The sequence below is a fragment of the Klebsiella sp. CN_Kp073 genome (genome assembly GCF_040065495.2).
Lineage (GTDB): Bacteria > Pseudomonadota > Gammaproteobacteria > Enterobacterales > Enterobacteriaceae > Klebsiella > Klebsiella aerogenes.
Genome location: NZ_CM198051.1, coordinates 4142070 through 4162775, shown reverse-complemented (window position 1 = coordinate 4162775; position 20706 = coordinate 4142070). Strand labels below are relative to the sequence as shown.

The following is a 20706-nucleotide window of genomic DNA, read 5'->3' as shown; positions in this document are numbered from 1 at the left end:
AGAGGGGCCCTGCGGCCCCGCTAAAATTAACGAATCGGCAGCGGCGCGTTATCCGCCACCAGATTCTGGCTGCGCATCTCTTCCCAGAAAGCGGCTGGGATGGTTGCTTTCAGCGCGGCCAGATCTTCCGCCATACGGCCCGGACGGCTGGAGCCCGGGATCACGGCGGCCACCGCCGGGTGAGCCAGGGCAAACTGCAGCGCCGCGGCTTTCACATCCACCTGATGACGAGCGGCAACGGCCTTGATCTGCGCCACCTGCTGGTGGATCGCCGCAGAGGCTTTCTGGTATTCGAAGTGTTCACCGCCGGCGAGAACGCCCGAGCTGTAAGGGCCGCCGACAACGATATCGACATTCTGTTCCAGCGCTTCCGGCATCAGGCGCTGCAGGGCGCGTTTGTGGTCCAGCAGCGAGTAGCGGCCAGCCAGCAGGAACGCATCCGGCTTCGGCTCGTCGAGCGCTAAGGTCAGTTCGCAAGGTTCGACGCGGTTCACGCCCAGACCCCATGCTTTAATGACGCCTTCTTCACGCAGGCGGGTCAGCGCGCGGAAGGCGCCGGTACGGGCGATGTTGAACTGCTCCAGCCAGCTGTCGCCGTAGAAATCCTGCGCTGGATCGTGGATCCATACGATGTCGAGATGGTCGGTTTTCAGCCGTTTTAAACTGTCTTCAATAGAACGCAGGGTGGCGTCGGCCGAGTAATCGTTGAGGATTTTGTTTTTCAGGCCGTATTCGAAAAGACCGCCTTTCTCACCGAAATCACGCGCGGCCGGGTCTTCCATTTCATCAAGCATGATGCGGCCGACTTTGCTGCTCAGAACGAACTGGTCGCGAGGGTACTGTGAGAGCGCTTCGCCCATCCGGATTTCAGAAAGACCGGACCCGTACAGCGGCGCGGTATCGAAGTAACGAACGCCCAGATCCCAGGCGGAGGCGACGGTGGCGTGCGCCTCGTCTTCCGGGATGTTACGGAACATGTTGCCCAGCGGCGCGCCGCCTAAACCGATGTTGCCTGGCAGAATATGTTTGATGCTCATCTAAGATGTCCTCGATATAGGGTTCCCGTTTTGGGAAGGGTTCTTTGCGAGCGACTTGTGCTGTCGCCCTGTGACGGAGATCACAATACCTTGCGGTGTTATGACTTGATAGGACATAATTCGTCTGACTTAAGTCCTTTGAGGTCTCATATGATTGATTTACGCCAGTTGAAATATTTTGTGGTGGTGGCGGAAGAGGAGCACGTTGGCCGTGCCGCCGAACGCTTACATATTTCGCAGTCGCCGCTCAGCCGCCAGATAGCCCAGCTGGAGGAGCGCCTTGGGCTGATGTTGTTTGAACGTAACCAGCAGCGTATTCGCCTGACGGCGGACGGGCAGACGTTTCTGGCCGAAACGCGCTCGTTGCTGACCCACGCCAATCGTCTCGAATCATTAGGTAAACGACTCGGGCGCGGCGAAGATGGCGGGTTGTGTATCGGTTATATCGAAAACGCCATGCACTCCGGCGTGCTTTCTACCGCGCTGCGCACCCTGCGAACGTCGCGCCCGGACGTGCATATCGCGCTGTATAGCCAGCCGCCCGCTACGCAGATTGAGGGCCTGCGCCAGCGCAGCCTGGATTTCTCGCTGGTAGACATGCCGCCTTCGGCGGGCGAACAGGATCTGGAGTACACCCAGGTGCTTGATGACCGGATGCTGCTGGCATTACCGCAGAATCACCCGCTGGCCGCTGCGGAAAACTTGCAGCCGGCGCAGCTGGCCGATCAGCAGTGGATCGCGGTTATCCATAACGACGATGCCCATTCACGCGATGAGTTCGTCGCCGCCTGCGTACGTGCGGGCTTTAATCCGGATATTCGTCTGGAAGCCGGAGAGCCATTAACGGCTCTGGGGCTGGTGGCGGCGGGGCTGGGCGTGGCGCTGATCCAGCACAGCCTGCGGCATAACGCCCCTGAGGGGGTCGTGCTGCGGGAAATTCCGTGGATGAGCTATTCGACCCAGCTGTGGGCGGTATGGCACAAAGCTAACCAGCGCCCGCTGGTGATGCACTTTCGCGAGGTGTTACGCGGCGAGAATAATTAGGAATATTCCTGGAGTCGGGCGCGGTGGGAAGAAAATCCGCCGCGATCCCTGTTTGAACGGCCAATTCATGTTACCGTTAAATAATTGACCCTAAAATTATAAGACCTTCATGAAATTTGTATTATCTATCAGTTTATTAAGCTTCTTCCTTTCTCCGGCTTTCGCCGGCACAGCGGTAAAATTGTCCTGCTCTTTACGTAAAAACGTGACTATCTCACGTTTCCATTACCAGCTATCAACCATGAAGTGGGACGACCATTTCCAGGTGGCTTCCGGTATGCGTCAGGCGCACACTAAAAATAATATTCCCTATCGGGTGACCAGCTTTCGTAACGGCGACGATCTGGTCTTTTTCCCGGACAGTCAGGAGTACTTTTTCTTCTATTCGGGAATGGCGACGCCGGACCGCTGCGTGGTGGAGGAACACTACGAGTATCCGGTCAAGCAACTGCCGTATTATAAAAAGCCCGCGGCCTGAATCAGGATTGCTGCGCCTGCAGTTTGCCGGCCATCGCCTGTTGGATAATCGGGATGGGAGTCAGTAAGTGCTCGCGCATAAGCGCGCTGGCTCGCTCGGCGTCGCGCGCCAGAATGGCTTCCAGCAGCGTCTGGTGCTGGACATGTTTATCTTCCAGCATTTCTACCGACAGCACGGTGGTGCGCAGCCAGATGAAGCGGTAGCGCGCCGCCAGATCGAACAGCCGTTCGCGCATCTGCAGTAAATACTGCGAACCACAGCCAGCGACGATGGCGGTATGAAACGCCTGATGGCGCTGATCCCATTCATCGAGTAAGCGCTCGCTTGCTTCGCTGGATTCCAGCTTATTAAGCAGATGGGCGCGAGCCAGCAGTTCGGCTTCCCACTCATCGCCGCCGCGCTCAATGGCGAGGCGCACCAGCATGGCTTCCATGTTGGCGCGGGCATCGAAGATATCGAGGAGTTCCGCCTCGGACATCGAGGCGACGCGATAGCCTTTTTGGTTGACCACCGTCACCAGCCGCTCGGCCACCAGTTGCGAGAGCGCTTCCCGCAGCGGCCCGACGCCAAGCTCATAGCGCGACGTCAGCAGGCTCATACGCAGTTTTTCATCAGGCTGATAAACGCCGCGGATGATGTCGTTTTTCAACCAGCGGTATCCATCAATGGCCGTCGCTTGGGGAATGGCGGTCATAGTCATGCTCCTGAATACATTTCCCGGCTTGCGCCGGGAACAGGGTTAACGCGTATTTTGCAGCGGCAGTTTTTGCCACAATAGCAGCTTTTTCCAGCGTGACATAATCGGCACCGTGCAGATGATAGCGATCGCCAGCACGCCGGTGGAAATCACCTCCAGCTGCTGCGCCGGGCGGAACAGCATCACCACCAGTACGAAGGTGATAAAGGCGATAACCAGCCAGGTGAGCCACGGATAGAGCCACATCTTAAGGCGAATTTCTCCGCCTTTCGCCAGCAGGATTTTGCGCATCCGCAACTGAGATACGGCGATGACCAGATAGACCAGCAGGGCGATGGCGCCGGAGCTATCGATGAGGAATTTAAAGACCTTTGCCGGGGCATAGTAGTTCACCACCACGGTTAAGAAGGCCGCGCCGGTGGAGAGCAGCACTGCCACATACGGCGTTTTACTGCGGTTGGTTTTGCCCATTATGGCTGGCGCATCGCCGCGGCGGCTCAGGGAATAGAGCATTCGCGAAGCGGTATACAGCGCCGAGTTCAGGCAACTGGTCACCGACAGCAGGATCACGCCGTCCATAATCAGTTTGGCGTAGGGGATATGCAGTAACTCCAGTACCGAACGGTATGAACCGACGTTCTTCAGCCCCGGCATGTTCCACGGGATCAGCGAGACGACCACGAAAATGGAGCACAGATAGAAGATAGAGATGCGCCAGATTACGGAATTCGTGGCGCGAACGATGTGCTTATCCGGGGTATCCGATTCGGCGGCGGCAATGGTGACGATCTCGGCGCCCATAAACGAGAACATAGTAATGAGCATTGCGCTGAGCACCGCGCCGAAGCCGTTAGGCATAAAGCCGCCGTGATCCCACAGGCGCGAAATCCCGCTCACTTCGGCATACGGATAGAAGCCGGTGATGGCCACCGCGCCCAGTACGATAAAGGCCAGAATGGCGATAACTTTACAGATAGCCAGCCAGAACTCGAATTCACCGTAGTTCTTGACGCTCAGCAGATTACTGCCGGTGAGGGCGAGGGTGATGACCAGCGAGAATAGCCATACCGGTACGCCGGGGATCCATGAGTTGAGAATAATGGCGGCGATATTGGCTTCCAGGGGGATAACCAGTACCCAGAACCACCAGTACAGCCAGCCGATGGTATAACCCGCCCAGCGGCCGATCGCTTTGTCGGCGTAGGTCGAAAAGGAGCCCGTATCCGGGGTGGCGACGGCCATTTCGGCCAGCATACGCATAATCATCACCACCAATAACCCGGCGAACAGGTAGGAGAGCAGCACCGCCGGGCCCGCTTCGGCAATGGCGACGCTGGAACCGACAAACAAACTTGCGCCGATCACGCCGGCAATAGATAACATGGTGACGTGGCGTGATTTCAGCCCGCCCCCTAAATCATGTGATTGCGACAGTTGCCCCATCATTAACCCCTTTTATTGTTTTTTGGCGCCGTTTGCCGGATGGCGGTTGCTCCCCATCCGGCCGACAGGCAACCGGACGGGACGCGCGAGCATCGCCATCCGGTGCAGGAGTGTTAGCGTTGTTTAGCTTCGTTAAAACAGTCGGCGATAATCTGCAGCCCCTGCGCGATCTGCGCATCTTCGATAGTCAGCGGCACCAGAATACGCAGCACGTTGTAGTACGGCCCGCAGGAGAGCAGGATCAGGCCTTTATCCCGCGCGCGGGCGACAATATCCGCCGTCAGTTTGGCGTTGGGTTTGCGGTGATCGCCCTCTTCAAAGAGTTCAATGGCGATCATCGCTCCCAGGCCGCGGACGTCGCCGATTTCAGGATGCGTTTCGGCGATATTGAGCAGGCCCTTACGCAGCTTGTCGCCGAGCTGGTTGGCTTTTTCCAACAGGTTTTCCTGTTCGAAAACCTTGAGTACCGCCAGCGCGGCGGCGCAGGCAATCGGGTTGCCGGCATAGGTGCCGCCCAATCCGCCCGGCGCAATGGCGTCCATGACTTCCGCCCGTCCGGTGACGCCCGCCAGCGGGAAGCCGCCGGCGATGGATTTGGCAAAGGTGGTGATATCCGGCGCCACGCCCATCTGCTCCATCGCGAACAGCGTGCCGGTACGGCCCGCGCCGCTCTGGACTTCATCGGCGATCAGCATGATGCCGTGCTCATCACACAGCGCGCGCAGGCGCTGCATAAAGGCCGGGGAGGCGGCGTAGAAACCGCCTTCGCCCTGGACAGGTTCAATGACGATAGCGGCGATATCTTCCGGCGCGGCGTCATTTTTGAAGATGCGATGGATGCTGGCGATCGCGTCATCATCGCTGATGCCGTGCAGCGCGCACGGGTAGAGCGCGCGATAGACATGGCCCGGCATTAATCCCATGCCCGCGGAGTAAGGGTTCACTTTACCGGTTAACGACAGGGTGTAATGGGTACGGCCATGATAGGCGCCGGTAAAGGCGATGGTGCCGCTACGCCCGGTCGCCGCGCGGGCGATTTTGACCGCGTTTTCCACCGCTTCCGAACCGGTGGTCACCAGCAGGGTTTTCTTGGCGAAATCGCCGGGCACTTTCTGGTTCATCATTTCGCACAGCTGCAGGTAGGGCTCGTAGGCCAGGACCTGGAAGCAGGTGTGGGTCAGCTTCTTCAGCTGGCCTTCCACCGCGGCGATCACCTCAGGGTGCAGGTGGCCGGTGTTCAGCACCGCAATACCGCCGGCGAAATCGAGATATTCACGGCCTTCAACGTCCCATACCCGGCAGTTCTCCGCACGGTCGGCAAAGATAGGGTGAATTTGTCCGACGCCGCGCGGCACCGCGTCGCTACGGCGCTGCATTAACGCTTTATTGCTGGTCATGTCCTGCTCTCCTGTTAAAGGCCGATACACATATATTTGATTTCTAAATAATCTTCGATGCCGTACTTCGAACCTTCACGGCCCAGACCGGAGGCTTTAATGCCGCCGAACGGCGCGACTTCGTTGGAGATAATGCCGGTATTGATACCAACGATGCCGTACTCCAGCGCTTCGCCGACGCGGAAGACGCGGCTCAGGTCGCGGGCGTAGAAATAGGCGGCGAGGCCGAATTCGGTATCGTTGGCCTGGGCAATCACATCGGCTTCATCTTTAAAGCGGAACAGCGGCGCCAGCGGGCCGAAGGTCTCTTCTTTCGCCACTTTGGCGCTGCTCGGGACGTTGACCAGGATGGTGGGCTGGAAGAAGTTGCCGCCCAGCGCGTGCGGTTTACCGCCGGTGACGATGCGCGCGCCTTTCGCAAGGGCGTCGGCAATATGTTCTTCGACTTTAGCTACCGCTTTATCATCGATCAGCGGGCCGGTGGTGACCCCGTCCTGCAGGCCGTCGCCGATGCGCAGCCTTTCCACCGCCTGCTGCAGTTTCTCGGCGAAACGGTCATAGACGCCGTCCTGTACATACAGACGGTTGGCGCAGACGCAGGTCTGCCCGGCGTTGCGGAACTTCGACGCCAGCGCCCCTTCGACGGCTTTATCAAGGTCGGCATCGTCAAAGACGATAAACGGCGCGTTGCCGCCGAGTTCTAACGACACTTTTTTGATGTCTTTCGCACACTGCTCCATCAGCTGGCGGCCAATTTCGGTCGAGCCGGTGAAGGAGAGCTTGCGTACCAGCGGGTTGCTGGTCAGTTCGTTGCCGACGGCCCCGGCGGAACCGGTGACCACGTTAAATACCCCGGCGGGAATACCGGCGCGATTCGCCAGTTCGGCCAGCGCCAGCGCGGAAAACGGCGTCTGGCTGGCGGGTTTCAGCACCATCGTGCAGCCGGCGGCCAGCGCCGGGCCCGCTTTACGGGTGATCATCGCCGCCGGGAAGTTCCACGGAGTGATGGCGGCGGTAACGCCGATGGGCTGCTTAATGACGATCAGGCGCTTGTCGGCCTGATGACCGGGAATGGTATCGCCGTAAATGCGCTTACCTTCTTCGGCGAACCACTCAATAAAGGAGGCGGCGTAGCTGATTTCGCCTTTGGCTTCCGCCAGCGGTTTCCCCTGTTCGAGGGTCATCAGGCGGGCGAGATCGTCCTGGTTCTCCATCATGAGATCGAACCAGCGGCGCAGAAGGGTGGCGCGCTCTTTGGCGGTCAGGGCACGCCAGGCTGGCAGGGCGCGGTTGGCGGCTTCAATGGCTTCGCGGGTTTCGTCGGCGCCCATTTTCGGCACGCTACCTAGCTGCTGGCCGTTGGCGGGATTGGTCACCGCAATCACATCGCCGTTTTGCGCATCGCGCCACTGGCCATCAATTAGCGCCTGCTGGCGAAACAGAGTTGCATCTTTAAGTTGCATAATCGCTTCCTGTCTAAAGGGGTTAACGAGTAAAAGCGGCGTGTAGTGTCTCCACGCTACGTGCCGCACGCAGCGTGCGTCCGGGATTGCTCTGGCTTTCCAGCAGGGTTTGCACCTTGCTGACGATGTGCGCGCCGATCGGGATAGCCGACGTGGCCGCCGGCGACGGCGCGTTACAGGTGTGGATGGAACGCGCGGTAGTGACAAAAAGGAAATCGTCGATCAGCTTGCCCTGCGGCGATACCGCCTGTGCCCGCACGCCGGCAGGCCACGGGCGTAAATCGCTCAATGTCAGGCTGGGGCAGTATTTCTGCACCAGCCGCAGATAGCCGCTTCTGCACAGCGAATTCTTCATTTCGCCAAGCCCGGAGCGCAGGTTGTTTTGTAATACCCGGCGAATGCCGGGCGAGGTCAGGATCTCGAGGGTATCGGTCAGCGAGATATCGCGCTTACGATAGCCTTCGCGCTTCAGCGCCAGCACCGCGTTAGGGCCGACGGTGACGCTACCGTCAATCATGCGGGTCAGGTGGACGCCGAGGAACGGCATCGCCGGATCGGGGATCGGATAGATCAGATGATTAACGATCTGGTTGTGCTGCGGCGCCAGTTGGAAATATTCGCCGCGGAACGGGCAGATGATAAAGCCGGGATCGACGCCGATCATTTTCACCAACCGATCGGCCATCAGCCCGGAGCAGGTAATCAGCGTCGATGCCTCATATTCGCCGCCCTGACGGGTATGGACTACCACACCGCTGGCGTGTTCTTTCAGGGCGCTGACTTCGGCGTCGTAGACGATCGTTCCGCCTTTAGATTCGAAGATCTTCGCCATTGCCGCCGCCACGTCGCGATAGCTGACAATGCCGCTCGAAGGAACGAAGATCCCGCCCAGTCCGCTGATGTTCGGCTCGCGTTCGCGCAGCTCGCCGGCGCTAAGCCACTCGCGCTGCAGGCCGTTAGCGGCGGTGCGATCCCACAGCGCGCGCATCCGCTCCATTTCCAGCGGCGAGGTGGCAACCAGCATCTTGCCGCAGACGTTGTAGCGAATCGCATTCTGCTCGCAAAAGGCTTTGGTGGCGCGGTTGCCGGCGAGGCAAAACTGCGCCTTGAGGCTGCCGGGAGTATAGTAAACGCCGGCGTGGATCACCCCGCTGTTGTGGCCAGTTTGATGGCAGGCCGGACCGGACTCTTTTTCCAGTAGGGCAATGCGGGCGTCCGGGTAAATCTCAATTAACTGCATGGCGGTCGACATGCCGATAATGCCGCCGCCGATAATCACGAAATCATACATCCGCTCAATTCCTTCGCCTGAGAACCCTTATTGATGAGTCTGGTAATGATTCGTGGAATACGCAAAGTAGCCGCGCTGGCGCATCAGTTCGCGACGCAGATCGGGGTGCGGCGTAAAGCGGTCGCGACCGTGCAGCCAGAACAGGTTGTTTATCAACAGGAATTTCCCCACCGGCACCGGCACGGAAAGAATGTTTTTACTGGTTTCCAGCGCGTCGGAGAGGCGGCTCAGCCAGGTGCCTTCTTCGAAATCTTTCGGCTGCACAAACTGGTCGATATAGCGCATTACCGGGCGGCCCTGCTGGTCGACGTCGAAAACCGGATGATAGACATCTTTGCTGACGTTTTTGCTCGGCGGCGCGGCCCAGCGCATCGGACGGCGGGCGAGCGGGTCGCGGAAGAATTCGTCGAGATGTTCCCAGTCATCGAGATGCAACAGCAGTGAATTGCCGCCCTGCATATTTTGCTCATCGATCTTCATCATCAGCACGTAGTCGGTAATTTCTTCGACATAGGTACCGTCATTGTGCAGCTCCATCACGCGGTGCGGCTGGCGCAGGTAGCTATCTGAGTTATCGACGTTTTTCACTACGAAGCGGGCGTAATACTGGCCGCTCATGGCATCAAAGTTGGAACGGCCGATCAAATGCGCCACGGCGGTAGCCAGCTTGACCATCTCATCGGCCTGAGAGACGTTGTCAATGCCGATACCGTTGATCAGCAGCGCGCCCTCCGCGCGATTGAGCAGCGTGTTGATCAGCAGCGGCTGCAGCTGGTTGCCGCACAGATCGTCGAGGATCTTGCCGACCTGAAAGCGCAAGAAGGATTTATATTCCAGCGCCTGCACCGGCCACTGCGCGACCTGTTGAAGAAATTGCGCGGTCGTTTCGGCGGTGAACGTTAGCTCCAGCAGACGCGGCGATTGCGCGGACGGAGCGAAGGAAAAACCGGTGTAGCTGTGGGCCAAATCATCAGCATGGGGTTTTACGGCGGTCAGTGCATTCATCAGAATCATTCCTCGGGTAGAGTCAGAGAGTCGGGGTGATGCTCATTTCGTAGCCATAAATTAAAAATATCTACATTTTTGAAAAATGCGTATGAAATAACCATATTGTTTAATTTTTGTGATCGCTAGCAACAATAAGTTAACAATATGAAAGGCGAGGACAGGCGAGGTGGAAAAAGAAAAACGCCAGAAAATGAATAAGTTGAAGAGAGGACGGACAGCCCGGATAGCGGGGGAGTGGATATCCGGGGAAAAGAGGGGTTATTTTTCGACGCTGGCCACTAAGGCTTCAATGGTTTGTTCCCGCCAGAGGAGCCCCTGCAGGGCAAACCACGGCATGTTTTCCAGCCACTGAAGATGGGCTTCGGTTTCAATACCTTCGACGATCACCTGATACTGGTTCGCCTGAAAATAGTGCAGCAGCGAGTCCATCAACTGCTGGCCGTTTTTCTTTTCCAGCAGGCTCCATAACAGGTTCTTGTCGGTCTTGATAAAACGAAAGGGTTGCGCCGTCAGGGCGGCGAACCCGGCGTAACCGGCGCCAAAATCATCCAGCCAGAAGGAGTATTTGTCCGTCAGGGCGTCGATGGTCGGGGTGCGTTTCACCAGCGTGTTGGAAAATTCATTAACCTCAAAATGCAGGCAGCCGATGGTTTTCACACACTCGGCGATAAAATCATCATGCAGCATATGCAGCGTCGACTCGTCGACGTTGAGGGTAACCATGACTTCGTTGTGGCGGAACCACTGCTGATGCTGCCTGACCAGCTCAATCTGTTCGAGCAGGATGCGGGCGCGCAGTGATTCCGATGCCTCACTGAAAAACCGTTCTATATCTTGCGGACTAGCAGGCTCGTGATGAGCAAACCGGGTCAAACATTCAACCGCGATCATTTTGCCTTCGCGGTTGAACATCGGCTGAAATACATAGCGTAACCCGGTCGGTTCGGTGTTGGTCAGCGGCATTTTGCTTCACTATTTAAAGGTAACGTCGATATTGGCCGTCGCATTAAAGGTGCCGATTTTTGGCTTAACGCTTAGCCATTTCAGGCTGGCCAGGAAGTTGCTTTCTACCACGCTGCCGTTAATCATGCCCAACTGCGTCGGGGTATTCATGGAAAGCCAGGTCGTCGGCGCATCGGCGCGCGAGAGCAGGATACCAAAACCGCTATCGTTGGATGGCAGAATGGTATTGGTGTCCTGGGTCGGCTGCTGGGTGCTGAAGCTGGCCATTAAGGTCTGCCCCTGGCAATCCTGGCCGGCGCCGGTCAGGTCGGCGCGGACGCTGAACGGAACCTGTTTCTCAATGGCGCCGACGACCGCGTTGCGCGCCGGGATGCTGCCGAAGTTTACCGTTGAACCATTGTTCGCCGAGACGGTGATTTTCGGGTTGCAGGCGATAAAGCGGATGTTGCCAAGCCCGTTCACATAGGCTCGGAAGTTACTGCCTTCTTTATTATTCAGCCCGCCCACGCCATCAACCTGAAAGATAGCATAGGTGTTGGTATCGTTAATGGTGCCGTTGGACGGCGGCGGGTTACCGGTCGCCTTAATGTAGACCGAATAGGTCACCGTGAAGGTCTGCGAGATAGCTGGCGGTCGGCAGCGCCCGTTGCGGCGGTCGCAGACTGTGCCAGGGCCGATGTCGGTACGGCTACCTTTCACCGGTTTAATATCCGAACTCAGATAGGTCACCCCGACCTCCAAAGAGTTATGGATGCTCTGCATTCGGCCGAGCGGATCCCAGTACAGATAGGCATCTTCGCCTTCCGGATGGTTCTCGGTATCTTTACAGGTAAACGTCGAAGTAAACGTCGGCGAACGCCACAGCAGGGTTCCCGGCTTCAGGTTAGCGGTCGAAACGTTAATTTGATCGTTCAACGTAATAATCTGGCTGACTTCGGTACCGTTCTTCTTACAGCTCAGCGCGAAGCTGCTGGTGGAGAACAGCGCGCTTGAGAGAACCAGCAGCGTCAGCCCGGTGCGGGATAAGAGGTTAAACTTCGACATAACTAATTGTCCTTTCATGTTATTTACAGGTCAGGGAGACGACCTGATAACCACCGGGTTGATCGGCTTGAATAGCAGGTAGTTCTGGCACCGTCAGGCTGCAGGAGGCGTCGGCATCGTCGCCCCATTTCATCTGCAGACGGTCGCCGCTCTGTACGCCGGAAACGTAGGCTTCGCCGCGGGTACCGACCACGCCGACATGTTCGCCGTTCTGGCCGAAGATGTTGGCGCCAATCACCGGCACGCTGCCGTCCGCCAGTTTGGCGTGGATAAGCAGGCTCTGGCCGAGATGCGTTTCAAAGGTCACGCGGCCGATGGCGCGCTCGGTCGGCACGATATCTTTCGCCGCCAGCGGGATTTCCAGGCCGTTGCCGATATCCGAAGTACGCAGCGCGACGCGGTTGTGGCGATACGGCATCGCAGAAGTGAGCACCGCGTAGCCGAAGCGGTCAATCGCTACCCCAGGCTGGTTTTCCAGACGCACGCCCTGCGCCCCTTTCGCTTTCACCACCACGAAGGTGTTCTGCAGCGGCTGCGACAGGGTGACGCCGCCGGAGTGCGCGACCACGCCGCCGGAGACGTTCAGCGAAGTCTGCTGATAGTTGTTGTTGTAGCTGTAGCCCAGATCGACGTTACCCATGCTGCCCAGATAACCCAGGTTGACCAGGCTGGTATCGCCGCCGTGCTGGGTGTGGCCGCTCTGCACGAAGTAATTCATGCGGTTGTCATCAAGCAGCGTACCGCTCATCCCGGCGCTGTAGCCGCTACCGCTCTGCTTGCTGTTAGAGGCGTTAAAGTTAACCGTGCTTTCGTGGTCCGGGCCAAAGATGTTGATTGGCACCGAGACGTTGAGGTTAACGCTGTTGTCGCTATAGCCGTAGTTACTGCGGCTGTTCTGGTAAAACACGCCGACGCTGACGCGATTCCAGGTGGTGTTGAAACCGGTCTGGATGGTGCGGTCGTAAGCGGAGGTGTTCCAGTAGTTCTGACGAATAAAGGTCGCGTACAACGAAGCGCCGGCGATGTGCTGGTTGACCGTCATCTCGACGCGCTGGCGTTTGTTGTTGTATTGCTGCGAGTCGTAGTAACGACGGCGCTGGTTTTGCGTCGCCCAATCCGGCGCACCGGTTTTATCGTCGCTCTGATCGTAATACTGGGTGTGGTAGAAACCGTTCTGCCAGTTGTTACGTTCAGCTACCGCATCGGAGAAGTCATAGAAGCCTGATGTCGAATAACGGTAGCCGGCGATCTGCACATCGGTACCGAGGGTATTGAGCGATTTGGAATAGAGGAAGCGCACGCTGGCGCCGCGTTTGTTCTCGCCGGAAGCCAGATCGGTATCAGACCATGAGGCGTCAACGGAGGCCGCCCCGTATTCGCCCATGTTTTTACCCAGCCCGACCACGCCGGAGCGATAGTGCTCGGCCATGATAATCCCGCCATATGGCGTATAGTCGGAGCCGGCGCCATGTGCGACGGTACCCTGGATAAATTGCGGCTGATAATTATTGGTGCCGTCGTGATATTTACCCGCCGTCACCTGATACTCCCAGATCCCGTCGCGCAGCATATTCGGCACGGAGGAGTAAGGGAGTGTGAAGCTATGGCGTGAGCCATCCGCCTCGATAACCGTTACGGCTAAGTCGCCGCTGAGGGTGCTTGGCGAAATATCGGTCAGCGCGAACGGCCCCGGCGGCACCACGGTGCTGTATACGGTGTAGCCGTTCTGGCGCACTTCGACGCGGGCGTTGGTGTTGGCGACGCCACGTACGACCGGCGCGTAGCCGCGGCGGCTGTCCGGCAGCATTTCCGGGACGCTGGAAATCTGCGCGCCGCGGAACTGGAAGCTGTCGAAAACGTTATTATTGGTGTTGCTCTGGCCAATCTGAATACGGCTACGCCAGGAGGCGATGTCGGTTTCCGCCCAGGTGGAAATCGGATTCCATTGCTCTTTTTGCCCGGTCTGTTTTGACAGGGAAGAGGTATTGCGAAAACGCCACGCGCCGACGTTTAGGCCGTTATTGAGGCTCAGGAAGTAGTAGTCGCTGTCCTGTTTGCCGCTACCGCTGGCAAAACGGGAATGACTGCCGCTGAAGGCATAGTTAACGAAACCGGCGTTGATACCGTCGTCATAGACCAGCGGCGAAATCTCGCCCTGCGGTCGCGCTTCGAGATCGGTTTGCGGCACGGAGATGTTCAGCTCCTGCAGCGCGGCGTTCCAGCTCACGCTACTGCCCGGAATATTTTTTACCAGATCGTAACAGGCGCTGCTACCGGCAGTGTCCGGCACCAGAACGCCGTATGAACGATAGCTGTCGGCATCTAAACAGAAATAGCCCGGGGTGTTAGGCGAATCTTTTTTAAATTCTATTTCCCGGTGATCGACGCGATTTTTATTCAGGTAAATATCGAAGGCATATTTACCTGGTAAAATATCGTCGCCGGTAGAGAGGTTTTGCACCAGCGAGGCGTTATTCGCCCCGCGGATGAAAGAGGTATTGAATTGCTCTTCGGCATTGACAAATGGTGTCGCCAGTAATGACATTGTCGAGGCGTAAACAGCAAAGCGAACATGCTGCGCCAGACATCCAGGGATCGTCCTTATTTTGTTATGGCTAGCCATTGTATTGCTCTCTTACTGAATGCGGATATCTTTAATTTCCGTATGTCCGCCAAAATCATTGATAAAAGTGAATGACATCTGATCCGCTGCCGCCGCGCCGGCTGGCAATTTGATGTTCAGAGAGTCCATGGGATTAACCATGTCAGCATTCACTTTCCAGGTCTTCGCGCCGCTCTTTAGCGTCAGTACGCCGAAAGTCACGTGCAGCGGACCTTTGTTAGTCACGACCAGCTCATTACCTTGCTTGCGCCAGGTCAGGGCCTGCGCTTCCTTTTGCAAGGTGGTTTTCAGCGTGGTAGGGCGATAGAACAACTTCACGCGGGTGCGGATCGCAATTTGCAGCACGTTTTCTTGCTTCGCCGAAGGCGGAATTTCCTGCACGTTGATCCAGTACACGGATTCGCGGTCGGTTGGTAGTCCGCTGCCGGAATAAACAAAGCGCAAAATAGCGTCTTTATTTCCCGCCAGTTTTAAAATTGGCGGAATAGCCTGCATCGGTAAATTAGTTGGCGTTGCGGTGGCGTCACCGGTATCAAGCCAGGTCTGAACCATCCATGTTTCATCGGTATCATTGTGAATGGATAACGCCGCAGATTTTTCCCCGCCGTTATAAATAACCCGAGTCTGATCGACCTGAATACCCGCAAAAGTATCCAGCGAGACAAATAACAATAAAGCGGTTAATAACTTTTTCATTTCACGTTCCAAATAATGTTACCAGCCATCCATGGCCAAAACGTCTACCCTAAAACGGGATTATCCGTATTATTTGTATTCGATGGTGAAGGTGGCGTTTGCGTTAGCAGAACCAGCAGTCACATCCTTCAGGAAGGATTTGTAGCGAGCTTTCAGGTTGAATACCGCGGTGCCGCTGTTGTCGTCAGACGCTGCAACGTTAACCCACGGGGAATTGTCGTCTGCGCTCTGGTTGATTGGGACGATTTTTTCGTCGTTGGTCAGGATTTCGATACCTACGCCGCCAGCGTTATCAACGGACAGCAGGTTCGGGTTACCGGCAACGGTCGCACCGTCGAAGCGCAGGGAGTAATCACCGGCTTCACATTTTTCCAGGTTGATGGTGAACGCTTTAGAAGCGGTAACATCGCCAACAGCGTTGAACGCGGTAGTCGGGTATTTACCGATGAAAACGTCTTTGTTCTGGTCGGAAGAAGTCACAGTACAGGTTGACTGGATGATTTCACCGGTAAAGTTGACCTTGCCGTTAACTGCGTAAGCACTGGTGGCGGACGCGGACAGGATCAGTGCTACAACAGGCAGTAATTTCTTATTCATTTTAACTCCATGTACTTAAGGGGATAACCATTGTGGTAATCAAACACGGCAAGCGAATACCGTGCAGATGGGTATCCAGATAACCTATGTTGGCGTGTTGATCGCGATGAAATATACAGCAACAGTTTTCGCGGTTTGATTGCTTCGGTGACTTAATTACAGGAAATTAATAGACATAAACGATGCACTTGATCGGACTTATCTGATAACGGCAACGATAATAATTTTATAGCCAGCGGGCGCTGGGGAGGATGCTATGGGGAAAGGTAAATAATTAAGGTGTTGTTTTTAAACTGTTTTATTGTTTTTGTTTCTCAGGGGGGTAAACGTTTCTGCGCAAGCCAGGGCAAATTAAAAACGCTGATTTATCCAGCGCTATGCATAATGTGTAAGCGTTATTTCCAAATATTTCCTGTTTCCTTCGGGAGCGCCTTCTGATGGCGGATTACTCCGCCGAATTAACCCCTTTTAAGGCCTCCGCCAGCCAGCGGGAAAAATGCAGCATCGCGGGCGTTTCCGTGCGTGATTGCAAACGTGTCAGCCAATAGTTGCCGAGATCGATATGAATCTTAAACGGCTGCACAATGCGTTTTTCTTCCAGCAGATGGCTGAACATTTTTACCGGGGCGATAGCTACGCCTAAGCCTGCCTGCGCCGCCTCCAGCATGGTCACTGATGAGTCGAAGACAATAACCCGATGGGTTGGCGAAGGCGGAAGTTCTCCCGCTGCCTGCATCCACGCCGACCATTCGTCGCGGCGATAAGAGCGGAGCAGCGTGAACTGCAAAATATCCTTCGGTGTATTTAGCCGGGCAGCTAACGACGGAGCGCACAGCGCGGAGAGCGGGGCGGCGCACAGATACTGCGCGGCGGTATCGTGCCAGGCGCCGCCGCCGAAGCGAATCACATAATCCAACCCCTCGGCGGCGGGATCGACGCGATTATTATGGGTGGAGATCTGCAAATCGATATGCGGACACTCGCGCCAGAAGGCTGGCAGCAACGGGAACAGCAGGCCCGTAGCGAAAGTGCCGACTACGCCGATCTTGAGCTTCTCCTGCGCCTGGTGACCGGTAAAGCGGTCGAGCATCCCGGCTATCCTTTCAAACGACTCATTGAGTACCGGTAACAGGCCTTCGCCTTCGGTGGTGAGCTTGAGGCCGCGCGACACGCGAACGAACAGCTGGCAGTTAAGGTGTTCCTCCAGCGTCTTCACGTGCTGGCTGATGGCGGAGTGGGTGACGTTGAGCTCAATCGCCGCGCGGGTAAAACTGAGATGCCGGGCGGCCGCTTCAAACGCCCGCAGTGAATTGAGAGGAAGATAGCTGCGTGTCATAACATTATCCGTTAGAAAAACTAAAGCCTGCTGCTAAATTTAACAGTTTGTCAGCGCTGTGCAAAACACCGACACTGAGCGCGTCTGAAGGGCCCGGACGAGAGTGGATATTGAGCGAGAACCGATAATGGAAAAATACTTCATGATGAAAAAATCCCTTACAGGCGTACTGCTGCTGGGCGCCTCATTTTCGACGTTTGCCGCGCCGCAAACGGCGGAGCAGCTGCGCGAACTGGTCAATCAGACCATCACCCCGTTAATGAAAGAACAGGCGATACCGGGGATGGCGGTGGCGGTGATCTATCACGGCAAACCCTACTATTTCACCTGGGGCCAGGCCGATGTCGCCGGGCAGCGTCCGGTGACGCGACAGACGTTGTTTGAGCTGGGCTCTGTTAGTAAGACTTTCACCGGCGTGCTTGGCGGCGATGCGGTGGCGCGCGGTGAAATTAAGCTCAGCGATCCGGCGCAGAAGTACTGGCCGCAACTCACCGGCCAGCAGTGGCAGGGGATTTCGCTGTTGCATCTCGCCACCTATACCGCAGGCGGTCTGCCGCTGCAGGTTCCGGACGAGGTGACGGATGAAGCGGCATTACTGCGTTACTATCAGAACTGGCAACCGCAGTGGGCGCCAGGGAGTAAGCGGCAGTACGCCAATACCAGCATTGGCCTGTTCGGCGCGCTGGCGGTAAAACCTTCCGGCATGAGCTTTGAACAGGCGATGAGCCAGCGGGTATTGCAGCCGTTAAAACTGAGCCACACCTGGATTAACGTACCGTCCGCCCAGAGCAAGGATTACGCCTGGGGTTATCGCGACGGTAAAGCGGTACACGTTTCGCCGGGGCAGCTGGACGCTGAGGCTTACGGCGTGAAGTCGAGCATTGAGGATATGGCGCACTGGGTGCTGGCGAATATGAACCGCGAGACGGTGCAGGATAAAAACCTGCGGCAGGGGATCCAGCTGGCACAGTCGCGCTACTGGCGTGCCGGGGGGATGTATCAGGGACTTGGCTGGGAGATGCTGAACTGGCCGGTGTCGGCCGAGGTAGTAATTAACGGCAGCGATAATAAGGTGGCGCTCGCCGCGACGCCGGTAACGGCGGTCAATCCGCCCGCGCCGCCGGTGAAGGCCTCCTGGGTACATAAGACCGGCTCCACCGGCGGATTCGGCAGCTACGTGGCCTTTATCCCGCAACAGGATCTCGGCATCGTGATGCTGGCGAATAAAAGCTACCCCAACCCGGAGCGGGTGAAGGCGGCGTATCATATTCTTGAGGCGCTGCAGTAAGGACGTTTGCGCTGCGCTGTGCTTAGCGGGGCCAAGGTTGGCGCTAACTGAGAAAAACCCCGGTCGCGCTTACGCTTACCGGGGCTACAAGTTGGCACTAACCGGTAGCCCGGATAAGGCGCAGCGCGCCGCTATCCGGGGGAGGGCCTCTTTATTTTCAAACAACTAACGATACAGCCATCTCCCAGCCTGTGCTGACGCAATGAGCATCGCGAGTGTTAACGGCTCCGGTGTGCGCGGAGAAATGCGTTTGGATTTCGGTAATAGGAAATTAGGGAGGAAACCCTGTTCGGGAGGCCAATAATTAAATAAATCAAATGCATCTTGCTTTACATTAAACTGACGGAAATACGATTGCATGATGTCATCGCCACTTTCTCTGGCCCAGGGATAATCGCCCGTATTGAGTGATAAATCCGCATTCACCTGCTGCTTTTTGCCGGTAAGTGTCGGCTTGTTCCATTGCGTTTCATACCATGCCAGAACGGCTGCTGCGATATTGTCTTGATCTACCATAATTTAATCGTCACCTCTGGCAATGGCGTTGTATCTAGTGGTTGCTTTTATTGATACATAAATTACATCCCCTGTCAGGTAAATAATCCCGAGGATGGGTATCCAGCGTCCAACGAATGCTCCCAGATTGGTGACATAGCTCCATCTAAGATTACGGATGGATTGGTTGGTTAACGTCGGGAGCCTGACTTTTAAGTCATTGTGTAAAACCTTCCGTAACTCATGGCTCAAAATGCTCGTCCCTTTAGTCGCTCCGCCTGGTTTTGTCCGGGTATTTTTTATAGGTTGACCAAGCATGATTAACGCAATGGTCATGATGTCATCTACTCCAAAATGAATGGCTGCAGTATCGAGAAAAACCCAAAAAAGAAGTTCATGGGACGAGAGGTTTGACTTGCCATTGTAATAATATGTTCCATTAATTTGTTCTGTTGTGTCCATTTTTATATCCCAGTAATGCTATTTTTACGCAATGTAGCTGCCTGGTTTATTGGAAACAATAACTGTTGATATAAACGTTTTCTGAAAAATAGCTCTTATTAAATGTTCTGTTAAATCATTTAATCAATTAATAAAAATTTCTTTTCTCATCTATTTTTATTTGTTCAGCTAATATTCCCTGGTGAAGTTAGCACATGATGATTTAAAGCGAACTGCTACTTGCGAATAGACGCAATCTGCTGAAAACTATCAGCGAGATGGTGAACCACAGGGAACGGCAATGGCTGGACGTATTGACTATCAGATTGAAAAATTTCAGTTCATCGAGCGCAACGAATCCCCACGTATTACCCGCCAGTGGGCGGAAGTTATTGCTGAATGTCAGCAGGAAAAGGCGAACAGTGAAACGCGTTTGCGTACTGCATTGCTGAATGTCGACTACGCCACCAGCTTCGAACTGCCGTTTCGTTTATTGCTTATTCGCGCCCCGCAGCTGGTGGATCGCTTACGCCATGCGCTGGCGCTGAATCAAAAGAACGTGGTGATTAATGGTAAGAAGCGCGGCTGCGTTTACAGCCTGAAAGCCGATCTCAGCGCCGTTCCGGATGAGTTTCGTTATCGCTTTGTGAGCCGGATTATTCGCAGCGGGCCGGATGCGGTTTCCGCCGCGCCCTATCAGCAGCTGGCAAAAGAGATAAAGGCGCCGCGCGAGCGGTTACGTTTGGCGCTGGAAAGTGGCCTGCAGGTCAATGCGCTGGATGGGCTGTTCTGGTTTGGTATCCAGCGTATCGCCGCGGATATTTCGGCGCTGCGTTCTGCGGGAATGGCGATTACGACTGCGGAAGTGGAGGTGGCGGATAGCCTGACCAGAACGACGCGAATGATAGCGGCGTATCAGGTGGGGACCTGCTCCCGTTGATTAATACACACCGATGTTAGTAATGTCTTCATAAGCTCCATGAGGATATCCCCATGAAAAAACTAATAAAGGCTCTTGCCTTTATGCCAAAACCTTTAACACGGACGATCAGTCATAGAGCCAGCGCCCGGCTTTAGCACTTTCAATAAACATTTGTACCGTCAATGGTTCTGGTTTGTGGTGGTCTGTTTTGAGGTATTCAGGAAGAATGGCGTTTGGAAGAAACCAAATACCAGTATTGGGAAAATAGCGACGAAAGTTAAAACTTTGGATATCTACATTCAATGATTCAGAGTAGTCATTTAGAAATGAGTCCATATCCTCTGGAAGTACTACATGATCACCATCACTCAGTGATGTATCATTGTCCATCTTCCAAAAGTGCTTTTCGATCAGTCCGTGAACAGTAGCATCAATATCCATGC

At 55.7% G+C, this 20706-nt stretch carries 19 protein-coding genes and 1 pseudogene; 4 read left to right on the top strand and 16 right to left on the bottom strand.

Going from position 1 to position 20706, the window contains the following annotated elements; all coding sequences use genetic code 11:
• Positions 1 to 26 precede the first annotated feature (26 nt).
• Entirely contained in the window at positions 27 to 1037 is a 1011-nt protein-coding gene (locus tag ABLV66_RS20195) for an aldo/keto reductase (protein ID WP_348876153.1), read from the bottom strand.
• A 150-nt stretch (positions 1038 to 1187) separates the two neighbouring features.
• On the opposite strand from ABLV66_RS20195, the gene ABLV66_RS20190 reads away from it, so the two are divergent.
• Positions 1188 to 2081, top strand: a complete 894-nt coding sequence (locus tag ABLV66_RS20190) for a LysR substrate-binding domain-containing protein (RefSeq protein WP_047046068.1) — start codon at positions 1188 to 1190, stop codon at positions 2079 to 2081.
• A 109-nt stretch (positions 2082 to 2190) separates the two neighbouring features.
• A complete protein-coding gene (locus tag ABLV66_RS20185) occupies positions 2191 to 2559 on the top strand; it encodes a hypothetical protein (protein WP_047046065.1) in 369 nt (122 codons plus the stop codon).
• Between the two features lies 1 nt (position 2560).
• Here ABLV66_RS20185 and csiR read toward each other — a convergent pair whose 3' ends face one another.
• The 12 genes from csiR to ampR all read right to left on the bottom strand — a co-directional run bounded on the left by csiR (position 2561) and on the right by ampR (position 17117).
• Positions 2561 to 3253 (bottom strand): DNA-binding transcriptional regulator CsiR, encoded by a 693-nt coding sequence (gene csiR / locus ABLV66_RS20180; RefSeq protein ID WP_047067979.1) that lies wholly within the window; start codon positions 3251 to 3253, stop codon positions 2561 to 2563.
• A gap of 45 nt (positions 3254 to 3298) precedes the next feature.
• The gene (gene gabP, locus ABLV66_RS20175; protein WP_045391085.1) at positions 3299 to 4699 is read right to left on the bottom strand and encodes a GABA permease; all 1401 of its coding nucleotides are present in this window, start codon (positions 4697 to 4699) and stop codon (positions 3299 to 3301) included.
• A gap of 113 nt (positions 4700 to 4812) precedes the next feature.
• On the bottom strand, positions 4813 to 6096 hold the full coding sequence (gene gabT, locus ABLV66_RS20170; RefSeq protein WP_045391082.1) for a 4-aminobutyrate--2-oxoglutarate transaminase: 1284 nt from the start codon (positions 6094 to 6096) through the stop codon (positions 4813 to 4815).
• Positions 6097 to 6110: 14 nt separating this feature from the next.
• Complete coding sequence (gene gabD / locus ABLV66_RS20165; RefSeq protein WP_103825620.1) at positions 6111 to 7559, bottom strand: NADP-dependent succinate-semialdehyde dehydrogenase; 1449 nt, start codon at positions 7557 to 7559, stop codon at positions 6111 to 6113.
• Positions 7560 to 7581: 22 nt separating this feature from the next.
• Positions 7582 to 8850 carry an L-2-hydroxyglutarate dehydrogenase gene (gene lhgD / locus ABLV66_RS20160; RefSeq protein WP_348876152.1) on the bottom strand — a complete coding sequence of 423 codons (1269 nt, stop codon included), beginning with the start codon at positions 8848 to 8850 and terminating at the stop codon, positions 7582 to 7584.
• 27 nt (positions 8851 to 8877) lie between these two features.
• A complete protein-coding gene (gene glaH, locus ABLV66_RS20155; RefSeq protein ID WP_047078694.1) occupies positions 8878 to 9855 on the bottom strand; it encodes a glutarate dioxygenase GlaH in 978 nt (325 codons plus the stop codon).
• A gap of 261 nt (positions 9856 to 10116) precedes the next feature.
• On the bottom strand, positions 10117 to 10821 hold the full coding sequence (locus tag ABLV66_RS20150) for an EAL domain-containing protein (RefSeq protein ID WP_047046057.1): 705 nt from the start codon (positions 10819 to 10821) through the stop codon (positions 10117 to 10119).
• A 9-nt stretch (positions 10822 to 10830) separates the two neighbouring features.
• Positions 10831 to 11865: a fimbrial protein gene (locus ABLV66_RS20145; protein WP_047042450.1), complete on the bottom strand. Its 1035-nt coding sequence runs from the start codon at positions 11863 to 11865 to the stop codon at positions 10831 to 10833.
• A gap of 19 nt (positions 11866 to 11884) precedes the next feature.
• Positions 11885 to 14410, bottom strand: coding sequence for a fimbria/pilus outer membrane usher protein (locus ABLV66_RS20140; RefSeq protein WP_049059518.1), 2526 nt, complete (start codon positions 14408 to 14410; stop codon positions 11885 to 11887).
• 90 nt (positions 14411 to 14500) lie between these two features.
• A complete protein-coding gene (locus ABLV66_RS20135) occupies positions 14501 to 15184 on the bottom strand; it encodes a fimbrial biogenesis chaperone (RefSeq protein WP_045391067.1) in 684 nt (227 codons plus the stop codon).
• Positions 15185 to 15253: 69 nt separating this feature from the next.
• Positions 15254 to 15781 (bottom strand): fimbrial protein, encoded by a 528-nt coding sequence (locus tag ABLV66_RS20130; protein WP_045391064.1) that lies wholly within the window; start codon positions 15779 to 15781, stop codon positions 15254 to 15256.
• 445 nt (positions 15782 to 16226) lie between these two features.
• Positions 16227 to 17117: a LysR family transcriptional regulator AmpR gene (gene ampR, locus ABLV66_RS20125; protein ID WP_045391061.1), complete on the bottom strand. Its 891-nt coding sequence runs from the start codon at positions 17115 to 17117 to the stop codon at positions 16227 to 16229.
• Between the two features lie 142 nt (positions 17118 to 17259).
• Here ampR and ampC-Kaer point away from each other — a divergent pair, with 142 nt between their 5' ends.
• Complete coding sequence (gene ampC-Kaer, locus ABLV66_RS20120) at positions 17260 to 18405, top strand: AmpC-Kaer family extended-spectrum class C beta-lactamase (protein WP_320482333.1); 1146 nt, start codon at positions 17260 to 17262, stop codon at positions 18403 to 18405.
• Positions 18406 to 18570: 165 nt separating this feature from the next.
• Here ampC-Kaer and ABLV66_RS20115 read toward each other — a convergent pair whose 3' ends face one another.
• Together ABLV66_RS20115 and ABLV66_RS20110 are read right to left on the bottom strand one after the other, a co-directional pair.
• Entirely contained in the window at positions 18571 to 18921 is a 351-nt protein-coding gene (locus ABLV66_RS20115; protein WP_047078690.1) for a DUF1493 family protein, read from the bottom strand.
• Positions 18915 to 19362, bottom strand: a pseudogene (locus tag ABLV66_RS20110) (STM2901 family protein). The gene ABLV66_RS20115 and the pseudogene ABLV66_RS20110 overlap by 7 nt, the downstream one beginning before the upstream one ends.
• Before the next feature lie 280 nt (positions 19363 to 19642).
• On the opposite strand from ABLV66_RS20110, the gene ABLV66_RS20105 reads away from it, so the two are divergent.
• The gene (locus ABLV66_RS20105; RefSeq protein WP_047046043.1) at positions 19643 to 20281 is read left to right on the top strand and encodes an ECs1377 family protein; all 639 of its coding nucleotides are present in this window, start codon (positions 19643 to 19645) and stop codon (positions 20279 to 20281) included.
• Positions 20282 to 20389: 108 nt separating this feature from the next.
• Here the strand turns inward: ABLV66_RS20105 and ABLV66_RS20100 are convergent, their stop codons facing one another.
• Positions 20390 to 20704: a DUF1493 family protein gene (locus tag ABLV66_RS20100; protein ID WP_032712691.1), complete on the bottom strand. Its 315-nt coding sequence runs from the start codon at positions 20702 to 20704 to the stop codon at positions 20390 to 20392.
• Positions 20705 to 20706: the final 2 nt, after the last annotated feature.